Raw genomic sequence first — 10,383 nt, 5'->3', positions numbered from 1 at the left:
GACATGGAAGACCATCCACAGCCCGCGCGGCGGCCGGGACCCTGTGGACAAGTCAGCCACTGCCCGGGAGACGACAACGCCCGCGCGAGGCGGGCGTTGCGGCAAGACATCCAGGCACGGATTCAGCCGGCGGGAGGTGGGTGCTGCATCTTGCGCATCACCGCCAGCACCGGCCCCGAGGCCACATAGCTGCCGAACAGCAACAGCAGCATCACCGAGGGCTCCACCGAGATCACCACGAAGCCCAACACGATGGCCAGCAACACCACGAAAGGGACCGGCCCCTTGAGGTCGATATCCTTGAAGCTGTAGTAGCGGATGTTGCTGACCATCAGCACCCCGGCGGCGGCGACGACCAGCAGCATCAACAACTTGAAGCCGACTGCATCGGCATCGAAGCTGTGGAAGGTCCAGACGCTGGCGGCAACGAAGGCCGCGGCCGACGGGCTGGGCAGGCCGATAAACCACTTCTTGTCGACACTGCCGATCTGCACGTTGAAGCGGGCCAGACGCAGCGCGGCGCAGGCCACGTAGAGGAAGGCCACTACCCAGCCGGTCTTGCCGATGTCCTGCAATATCCAGGTGAAGGCGACCAGCGCCGGCGCCACGCCGAAGGAGAGCATGTCGGAGAGGCTGTCATACTCGGCGCCGAAGGCGCTCTGGGTATGGGTCATCCGCGCCACCCGGCCATCCAGGCCGTCCAGCACCATGGCGATGAAGATCGCCACGGCTGCCGCGGTGAAGTCACCGTTGATGCCGGCGATGACGGAGAAGAAACCGGCGAACAGTGCCGAGGTGGTGAAGAGGTTGGGCAGCAGGTAGATGCCCTTGCGCCGCACCTTCTTGCCATCCTCGATGGACTCCTCGATGACCTCGGTCTCGCGCACGAAGGTCGCGGCCAGGTCCTCCTCGGCTGGGGGGGACCGTTCACCGGATGGCGCCCTGTCCGGTTCCTGGGCAGGGCGCGAGCCCTCATGCTCGGTATTGCGGGGGTCCTGACTCATGCATCTCGTCCATTGCCGGAATGAATTCGCACTTGGCGATGCTCTCATTCTACACGCAGACCGCGCCCCCACAACGCCGCCCACCACAACGGCTCTCCTCAATGAACGAGGGCGCGGATGCCCGCGCCCTCGTGGTTGGCTGAACCGCTGGTGGCGATCAGTTCTTGGACTTGTCGACCAACTGGTTGGCGGCGATCCACGGCATCATGCCGCGCAGCTTGGCGCCCACGATCTCGATCTCGTGCTCGGCATTCAGGCGGCGACGCGCGGTCATCGACGGGTAGTTGCTGTTGCCCTCGTTGATGAACATCTTGGCGTATTCGCCGGTCTGGATGCGCTTGAGCGCATTGCGCATGGCGGCGCGAGACTGCTCGTTGATCACCTCGGTGCCGGTCACGTACTCGCCATACTCCGCGTTGTTGGAGATGGAGTAGTTCATGTTGGCGATGCCACCCTCGTACATCAGGTCGACGATCAGCTTGAGCTCGTGCAGGCACTCGAAGTAGGCCATCTCCGGGGCATAGCCGGCCTCGGTCAGGGTCTCGAAGCCGGCCTTGACCAGCTCGACCGCACCACCGCACAGCACGGCCTGCTCGCCGAACAGGTCGGTCTCGGTCTCGTCCTTGAAGGTGGTCTCGATGATGCCGCTACGACCACCGCCGACGCCGGCGGCATAGGAGAGCGCCAGCTCCTTGGCGGTGCCGGAGGCGTCCTGATGGATGGCGATCAGGTCGGGGATGCCGCCGCCCTTGACGAACTCGGAGCGCACGGTGTGGCCCGGCGCCTTGGGCGCGATCATGATCACGTCCAGGTCCTTGCGCGGCTCGATCTGGTTGTAGTGGATGTTGAAGCCGTGGGCGAAGGCCAGGGTGGCGCCCTGCTTCAGGTTCGGCTCGACTTCCTGCTCGTAGATCGCCTTCTGGTTCTCGTCCGGCGCCAGGATCATCACCACGTCGGCGGTTTCGCAGGCTTCCGGCACGCTGGCGACCTTGAGGCCGGCGGCCTCGGCCTTGGCGGCGGAAGAGGAACCGGCGCGCAGGGCGACGGTGACGTCGACACCGGACTCCTTCAGGTTGTTGGCATGGGCATGGCCCTGGGAACCGTAACCCACGATGGTGACCTTCTTGCCCTGGATGAGGGAGAGATCGCAGTCCTTGTCGTAGTAAACGTGCATGCTGTGCTCCTTGAAGTAAGCGGTTGGAAATCGTCTCAGCGTTGATGGCCACCCGCGCCGTCTGCCGCGGCACTGGGATTCTGTCGACCGATGTCGATACCTTACGCCAGCCGCCCCATTGCGTAAAACGCGATATTTGCAACGCTACATGCCACAATATGCAATACTTTCCCCATGGACATGCGCCCCCTGAAGCACTTCCTGGCCCTCGCCGATACCCTGCACTTCGGCCGCGCCAGCGATGCCTGCCACGTCAGCCCCTCGACGCTTTCCCGTTCGATCCGTCAGCTCGAGGAGAGCCTCGGCGTGCGCCTGTTCGACCGCGACAACCGCCACGTCAGCTTGACCCGCCAGGGCCAGACCTTCCAGCGCCATGCCCGGGAAACCCTGGAGCAGTGGGAGCATCTGCGGCTGTCGCTGATGAGCGAGGCACGCACCCTGACCGGCGAGATCAGCATCTACTGCTCGGTGACCGCCAGCTACAGCTTCCTCTACGAGCTGCTCAGCGAATTCCGGACCCGCCACCCCGGCATCGAGCTCAAGCTGCACACCGGCGACCCGGCCGAGGCCATGGCACGTGTACTGAGCGGCGACGAGGACATGGCGATCACTCCCCGCCCCCGCGGGGTGCCCGAGGCGCTGGCCTTCAAGTCGCTGACCCGCTCGCCGCTGGTGTTCATCGCCCCCCATGACCACCATCACTGGATACCGCCGACCCCCGAGTCACCCTCCGCCGAGCAGTGGCGCGAGGTACCGATGATTCTCTCCGAGGCGGGACTGTCGCGGGAGTACAGCAACACCTGGTTCCGGGCGCTGGGGATCGCGCCGCGGATCTACGCCCAGGTGGCCGGCCATGAGGCGATCGTCAGCATGGTCGGGCTGGGGTTCGGGCTCGGGGTGGTACCGAAGATCGTGCTCGACAACAGCCCGCTGGTGGAGCGGGTACGGGTCTTGCCGGTCAAGCCGGAACTGCCCCACTACGATGTCGGGCTCTGCGTGCTCGAGCGGCGCCTCAGGAGCCCCCTGATCCAGGCACTCTGGGATGAAGTGGTGGAGCGGTGAGGCACAAGAAAGCCGCCCCGAAGGGCGGCTTGTCGATTGGGCGGGCAGCGCCCTCGCTCAGAGGGACAACACCTTGTCGCCGCGGGCAATCCCCGACACCCCGGTACGCGCCACCTCGAGGATGCCCACCGGCCCCATGGCCTGCAGGAAGGCATCCAGCTTGCCGGCGTCCCCGGTGATCTGCACCGTGTAGAGGCTCGGCGATACGTCGACGATCTGCGCGCGGAAGATGTCCACGGTGCGCTTGACCTCGTCGCGGGCCGCGCCCAGCGCCTTGACCTTGATCAGCATCAACTCGCGTTCGATATGGTTGCCCTCGGTGAGGTCGACCAGCTTGACCACGTCGATCAGCTTGTTGAGGTGCTTGGTGATCTGCTCGATCACCCGGTCGTCGCCCACGGTGGTGACCGTGAGGCGCGACAGGCTCGGGTCCTCGGTGGGCGCCACGTTCAGCGTCTCGATGTTGAAGTTGCGCTGAGAGAACAGCCCCACCACGCGTGACAGGGCGCCCGGTTCGTTTTCCATCAGGATCGAGATGATATGGCGCATCAGGTCCGCTCCGTCTTCGAAAGCAGCATGTCACGCATGGAGCCCAGGGGCACCTGCATCGGATAGACGTGCTCGTGAGGATCCACGGCGACGTCGAGGAACACCAGCTCGTGCTTGTCGGCAAAGGTTCTCTCCAGTGCCGGCTCGAGCTCCTCGAGCGTCTCGACCTTCAGGGCGGTGAAGCCATACGACTCGATCAGTTTCTGGAAGTCGGGCAACGACTCCATGTAGGAGTGCGCATGACGGGACTTGTAGTTGAGGTCCTGCCACTGGCGCACCATGCCCAGGGAGGCATTGTTGAGGTTGACGATCTTCACGCCGCCCCCGAACTGCTTACAGGTCGACAGCTCCTGCATCATCATCTGGAAGCTGCCCTCGCCGGTGACGCAGATCACCTGCTCGTCCGGGAAGTTCTGCTTGATGCCCATGGCCGCCGGGAAACCGAAGCCCATGGTGCCGAGCCCCCCGGAGGTGATGAAGCGGTTGGGCTTGTCGAACTTGTAGTACTGGGCCGCGAACATCTGGTGCTGGCCCACGTCGGTGGTCACGTACGCCTCGCCGCGGGTGATCCGACACAACGCCTCGATCACCTCCTGGGGCTTGATCGCCTCGCCGGGCTGCGACGGCTCATAGAGCTTGCCGCGGCGCTCCTCGCGCCAGCCGTCGATCTTCTGCCACCACTCGGCCAGGGCCTCGGGGTTGGCGGCCTCCTTGCCCTGCAGCAGGCTGATCATCTCGTCGATGACGCCGGCCGCCGGCCCGACGATGGGCACGTCCGCCCGCACCGTCTTGGAGACCGAACTGGGGTCGATATCCACATGGATGATCTTGGCGGTGGGACAGAACTTGGAGGTGTTGTTGGTCACGCGGTCGTCGAAGCGGGCGCCGATGGCGATGATCAGGTCGGCATGGTGCATCGCCATGTTCGACTCATAGGAGCCGTGCATGCCGAGCCAACCGAGGCATTGGCGGTCGCTCTGCGGGTAGGAACCGATCCCCATCAGGGTGGTGGTGATCGGGAAGCCCAGCCGCTTGACCAGGTCGGTCAACCCCTCGCTGGCCCGGCCGGTGACCACGCCGCCGCCGGTGTAGAACACCGGGCGCTTGGCCTTGAGCATCAGTTCCACGGCCTTCTTGATCTGACCGGTATGCCCACGGGTGACCGGGTTGTAGGAGCGCAGCCTGACCTTCTTCGGATAGACGTACTCGTAGCGCTCGGTGGGGGCGGTCATGTCCTTGGGAATGTCCACCACCACCGGACCGGGACGCCCGGTCGCGGCCAGGTAGTAGGCCTTCTTGAGGACTTCCGGAATCTCGGTCGGGTGCTTGATCGAGAAGCTGTGCTTCACGATCGGGCGGGTCACGCCGATGATGTCGGTTTCCTGGAAGGCGTCGTCGCCGATCAGATGGCTCATCACCTGACCGCACAGCACCACCATCGGAATCGAGTCCATGTAGGCGGTGGCGATGCCGGTGACCGCATTGGTGGCCCCGGGGCCCGAGGTCACCAGCACCGTACCCGGCTTGCCGGAGGCCCGGGCATAGCCGTCGGCGGCATGGGTCGCGGCCTGTTCATGGCGCACCAGGATGTGCTTGACCTTGTCCTGACGGAACAAGGCGTCGTAGATGTGCAGCGCCGCGCCACCTGGATAGCCATAGATGTATTCGACGCCCTCATCCTGAAGGAAGCGGGCGATCATATCCGCGCCGGAAAGCAGTTCCACAGATGTTTCTCCCCTGGAGGTCTCGAGTGCGATCCGTGCCCGCTGATCGGGTCACGGGTTCGAGTGCGGCGGTATGCCGCTGCCGGCCTTGCCGGCACCTGATGCCAAACCCTGGCAGTAAGGGCCCTGTTGGGGCCTGCACTCTCATCACGGCGGATCGCCGCGTCGGGGCGTTGGCCAGGTCGGGCGGTTGGCCCGGACCCGGAAGTCCTTCGGCGGGTAGAGGCCAGGTGGCCTACCCTTCGCGCGGTAATGGGGGGTCGCCCGCAGGAGTCCGCGCCCGCAATCAGGAACGCTCAAGATTCCATTAGCATCACGAAGGTGTCAACCGGAGTGAGCCCCTACGGGCCTCGCCACGGCGGTTCCGGCCGTTTCGTCGACCACGAACTATACCAAAGTCTAGGGCGATCGAGTCGCACACGGCGGTCTTTGCTGCTGTAATAGCTTCTCAAGTGACACGATTCACCTGTCGTCTACGCCACGCGATGAGGCCCGAACAGCCCTTGCAGCCGCCAGATGAATCGATTCACTCGTTCGCCATCCCCCTCGAGAGGACAATGACAATGTCGCGTATCGTGCAATGGTCGATCACCGTGGCCCTGGCCGGTTTCCTGTTCGGCTTCGACACCGCGGTGATCTCGGGCGCCGACAAGCCCATCCAGGCCCTGTGGGGCCTCAGCGACCTCCAGCATGGCCTGCTGATCATGTCGATGGCGCTGTGGGGTACCGTGCTGGGCGCCATCTTCGGCAACTGGCCCACCGACGCCCTCGGTCGCCGCGCCACCCTGATCATGATCGGCGCGCTCTACCTGGTGTCCGCCATCGGCTCAGCGGTGGTCTCGGACCCGGTGCTGTTCGCCATCTTCCGCCTGCTCGGCGGCATCGGCGTGGGCATCTCCTCGGTGGCCGCTCCCACCTATATCTCCGAGATCGCCCCGCCGAAGTACCGCGGCTTCCTGGTCGCCATGTACCAGTTCAACATCGTCTTCGGCATCCTGATGGCGTTCATCTCGAACTACCTCATCGGTAGCCTGATGACCGAGGACGCCTGGCGCTGGATGCTCGGCATCGAGGCCGTCCCCGCCCTGCTCTACACCCTGTTGATCACGCGGGTACCGCGCAGTCCACGCTGGCTGATTCTCAAGCGCAACGACGTCGAGGAAGCCTCTCGCGTGCTGCGCCTGATCAATCCCGAGGCAAACGTCGACGCGGAGATCGCCACCATCCGCGCCGCCGAGGACGACGAGCGCAACGCCCACGCGCGCTTCTTCTCGCGTCGCTATCGGCTGCCGATCCTGCTGGCCTTCCTGATCGCCTTCTTCAACCAGCTCTCGGGCATCAACTTCATCATCTACTACGCCCCCCGGGTGCTCGAGGCCGCCGAACTCGGCAGTCAGGCGGCCCTGCTATCCACCGCCGGGATCGGCGTGGTCAACCTGGTGTTCACCATGATCGGCATGTCGCTGATCGACAAGCTGGGGCGTCGGACCCTGCTCTACATCGGCTCGCTCGGCTACCTGGTCTCGCTGGTGCTGATCTCCCGGGCCTTCTTCAGCGATGCCCTGGGGGGGCTCGAGGTGCCGATGCTGCTGGCGCTGTTCATTGCCGCCCACGCCATCAGCCAGGGCGCCGTCATCTGGGTATTCATCTCGGAGGTGTTCCCCAACCACGTGCGCGCCCGCGGCCAGTCCTTCGGCAGCTCGATCCACTGGATCTTCGCGGCTCTGATCACCCTGGTCATGCCCTGGGTGCTGGGCACCTTCAGCGGCGGCCCGGTGTTCGCCTTCTTCGCGGTGATGATGCTGCTGCAACTGGTGTTCGTGATGTTCCTCATGCCCGAGACCAAGAACGTCTCCCTCGAGGACCTGCAGAAGCACCTGGTCGGCGACGACGTCAGCCTGCGTCGCGTCCATCTGTCCAACGCTCGGGCCTCGACCTGATCGAATGCCCCTCCCGAGGCCCCGGGCGATAGGCCCGGGGCCTTTTCGTGCCCGCAAAAAAACCCGCCGGCATGGGGAACCGGCGGGCAATAGGGTTACAGGACGCAACCTGATTTCAGTGTAGCCAGTCGTCGACCGGATGACCGAGCGACAACGTAACGCTTTGTGTATCAGTGATGAAACACCAGGTGATCCTCCTCCGCGTCGACATGGATGACATCACCCGGAGCAAACTTCCCGGCCAGCAGGTCCTGGGCCAGCGGGTTCTCGATGCGGCTCTGGATCGCCCGCTTGAGCGGCCGCGCCCCGAATACCGGGTCGAAGCCCACCACGGCCAGCTGCGCCAGGGCGGCGTCGCTGACCTCGAGCGACAGGTCGTGCTCGGCCAGGCGTGACCGCAGGCGGTCGAGCTGGATGCCGGCGATGGCCTGGATCTGCTCCTGGCCAAGGGCGTGGAAGACCACCACCTCGTCGATGCGGTTGATCAGCTCCGGGCGGAAGTGGTCGCCGACCACCGCCATCACCATCTCCTTCATCTGCTCATAGTCCGCGTCGTCGCCGCCCATGCGCTGGATGATGTCCGAGCCCATGTTGGAGGTCATGACGATCACGGTGTTGCGGAAGTCCACGGTGCGTCCCTGGCCGTCGGTCAGGCGGCCGTCCTCGAGCACCTGCAGCAGGATGTTGAAGACATCGGCGTGGGCCTTCTCCACCTCGTCGAGCAGCAGCACCGAGTAGGGCTTGCGGCGCACCGCCTCGGTCAGGTAGCCGCCCTCCTCGTAGCCGACGTAGCCGGGGGGCGCGCCGATCAGTCGCGCCACCGAGTGCTTCTCCATGAACTCCGACATGTCGATGCGTACCATCGCCTCCTCGGTGTCGAAGAGGAAGTTGGCCAGCGACTTGCAGAGCTCCGTCTTGCCCACCCCGGTCGGGCCGAGGAACAGGAAGGAGCCGTTGGGCCGGTTGGGGTCGGCGAGTCCGGCGCGGGAGCGCCGCACGGCGTTGGCCACCGCGGTCACCGCCTCGTCCTGGCCGATCACCCGCTCGTGCAACGCCTCCTCCATGCGCAGCAGCTTGTCGCGCTCCCCCTCGAGCATCTTGGCCACCGGGATGCCGGTCCAGCGCGACACCACCTCGGCGATCTCCTCCTCGGTAACGTTGGAGCGCAGCAGCCGGTGCTTCGCGGTGTCGGCCTCGGCCTCGCTGCTCTCGGCGATCTTCTTCTCGAGCTCGGGAATCACCCCGTACTGGATCTCGGACATGCGCGCCAGGTCGCCCTGGCGACGCGCCTGCTCCAGGTCGACGCGCGCCCGGTCGAGCTCGTCCTTGAACTGGGCCGCCCCCTGGATGCTGGCCTTCTCGGCCTTCCAGATCTCGTCGAGGTCCGCGTACTCGCGCTCGAGTTCACCGATCTGCTCCTCCAGGCTCTCCAGGCGCTTCTTCGAGGCCTCGTCGGTCTCCTTCTTGAGGTGTTCGCGTTCCATCTTCAGCTGGATCAGCCGGCGATCGAGGCGGTCCATCTCCTCGGGCTTGGAGTCGAGCTCCATGCGGATGCGCGAGGAGGCCTCGTCGATCAGGTCGATGGCCTTGTCGGGCAGCTGACGGTCGGTGATATAGCGGGTCGACAGCTTGGCCGCGGCGATGATCGCGCCGTCGGTGATATCGACGCCGTGGTGCACCTCGTAGCGCTCCTTGAGGCCGCGCAGGATCGCCACGGTGTCCTCCTCGGAGGGCTCGTCGACCAGCACCTTCTGGAAGCGGCGCTCCAGGGCGGCGTCCTTCTCGATGTACTTGCGGTACTCGTCCAGGGTGGTGGCGCCCACGCAGTGCAGTTCGCCGCGGGCCAGGGCGGGCTTGAGCATGTTGCCGGCATCCATCGAGCCCTCGGCCTTGCCGGCGCCGACCATGGTGTGCAGCTCGTCGATGAACAGGATCACCCGGCCCTCCTCCTGGGCCAGCTCCTTGAGCACCGACTTGAGACGCTCCTCGAACTCGCCGCGGAACTTGGCGCCGGCCAGCAGCGCGCCCATGTCCAGCGACAGCACCCGCTTGTCCTTGAGCCCTTCCGGCACCTCGCCGTCGACGATGCGCTGGGCCAGCCCCTCGACGATGGCGGTCTTGCCCACGCCGGGCTCGCCGATCAGCACCGGGTTGTTCTTGGTGCGCCGCTGCAGCACCTGGATGGTGCGGCGGATCTCGTCGTCGCGGCCGATCACCGGGTCGATCTTGCCGCTGGCCGCCCGCTCGTTGAGGTCCAGGGTGTACTTCTCCAGCGCCTCGCGCTGGTCCTCGGCGTTGGGGTCGTCGACCCGCTCGCCGCCACGCACGCTGTCGACGGCGGTCTCCAGGGCCTTGCGGGTGACACCGGCCTGGGTCAGCAACTTGGTCACCGCTTGGCCCATCTCCAGCGCCGCCAGCAGCACCAGTTCGCTGGCGATGTACTGGTCGCCACGCTTCTGGGCCTCGCGGTCGGTGAGGTTGAACAGCTTGACCAGGTCGCGGGAGGGCTGCACCTCGCCATCGAAGTTGGCGACCCTGGGCAGGTCATCGAGGTGGCCCACCAGGCCGTCGCGCAGCCGGGCGGCATCGCCGCCGGCCTTCTGCACCAGCGCCTTCACGCCGGTGTCGGTGGCATCGAGCAGCGCCAGCAGCAGGTGACCGGGCTCGAGCTGGTTGTGGCCGCGGCCCACGGCCAGGGACTGGGCATCGGCCACGGCGTTCTGCAGCTTGGCGGTGAACTTGTCGAAACGCATGCGCTTTCCTCCATCGGGGTGGCGACGCGTTCGGACACGCCGCTCGTCCCTGTCGATTCGTCTTGACACACTCAATGGAGTCAGGGTGGGCCGCTTTCAAGGCGGCTGCCGGGGAAAGCGGATGCGGGTTGATGTAAATCAAGTTCAGTGAGAGAGCGGCGCCGGGACAGCCGCGTC

At 65.5% G+C, this 10,383-nt stretch carries 7 protein-coding genes; 2 read left to right on the top strand and 5 right to left on the bottom strand.

Annotated elements, in window-relative coordinates:
- Positions 1-122: 122 nt before the first annotated feature.
- On the bottom strand, positions 123-1,004 hold the full coding sequence (gene pssA / locus QLQ85_RS01895) for a CDP-diacylglycerol--serine O-phosphatidyltransferase (RefSeq protein WP_282737441.1): 882 nt from the start codon (positions 1,002-1,004) through the stop codon (positions 123-125).
- Positions 1,005-1,161: 157 nt separating this feature from the next.
- Positions 1,162-2,178, bottom strand: a complete 1,017-nt coding sequence (gene ilvC / locus QLQ85_RS01890) for a ketol-acid reductoisomerase (RefSeq protein ID WP_282737440.1) — start codon at positions 2,176-2,178, stop codon at positions 1,162-1,164.
- Positions 2,179-2,352: 174 nt separating this feature from the next.
- Between ilvC and ilvY the strand changes: the two genes are divergently transcribed.
- On the top strand, positions 2,353-3,240 hold the full coding sequence (ilvY, locus tag QLQ85_RS01885) for an HTH-type transcriptional activator IlvY (RefSeq protein ID WP_282737439.1): 888 nt from the start codon (positions 2,353-2,355) through the stop codon (positions 3,238-3,240).
- Positions 3,241-3,297: 57 nt separating this feature from the next.
- On the opposite strand, the gene ilvN is transcribed toward ilvY, so the two are convergent.
- Positions 3,298-3,789, bottom strand: coding sequence for an acetolactate synthase small subunit (gene ilvN, locus QLQ85_RS01880; RefSeq protein WP_102626691.1), 492 nt, complete (start codon positions 3,787-3,789; stop codon positions 3,298-3,300).
- The gene (locus tag QLQ85_RS01875) at positions 3,789-5,513 is read right to left on the bottom strand and encodes an acetolactate synthase 3 large subunit (RefSeq protein ID WP_282720157.1); all 1,725 of its coding nucleotides are present in this window, start codon (positions 5,511-5,513) and stop codon (positions 3,789-3,791) included. The genes ilvN and QLQ85_RS01875 overlap by 1 nt, the downstream gene beginning before the upstream one ends.
- A 485-nt stretch (positions 5,514-5,998) precedes the next feature.
- Between QLQ85_RS01875 and QLQ85_RS01870 the strand changes: the two genes are divergently transcribed.
- Complete coding sequence (locus QLQ85_RS01870) at positions 5,999-7,453, top strand: sugar porter family MFS transporter (protein WP_282737438.1); 1,455 nt, start codon at positions 5,999-6,001, stop codon at positions 7,451-7,453.
- A 170-nt stretch (positions 7,454-7,623) separates the two neighbouring features.
- Here QLQ85_RS01870 and clpB read toward each other — a convergent pair whose 3' ends face one another.
- Positions 7,624-10,206, bottom strand: coding sequence for an ATP-dependent chaperone ClpB (clpB, locus tag QLQ85_RS01865; protein WP_282737437.1), 2,583 nt, complete (start codon positions 10,204-10,206; stop codon positions 7,624-7,626).
- Positions 10,207-10,383: the final 177 nt, after the last annotated feature.

This window comes from Halomonas kalidii, assembly GCF_030010475.1.
GTDB classification, from domain to species: domain Bacteria; phylum Pseudomonadota; class Gammaproteobacteria; order Pseudomonadales; family Halomonadaceae; genus Halomonas; species Halomonas heilongjiangensis.
This window is presented reverse-complemented; position numbering and strand designations above follow the sequence as displayed.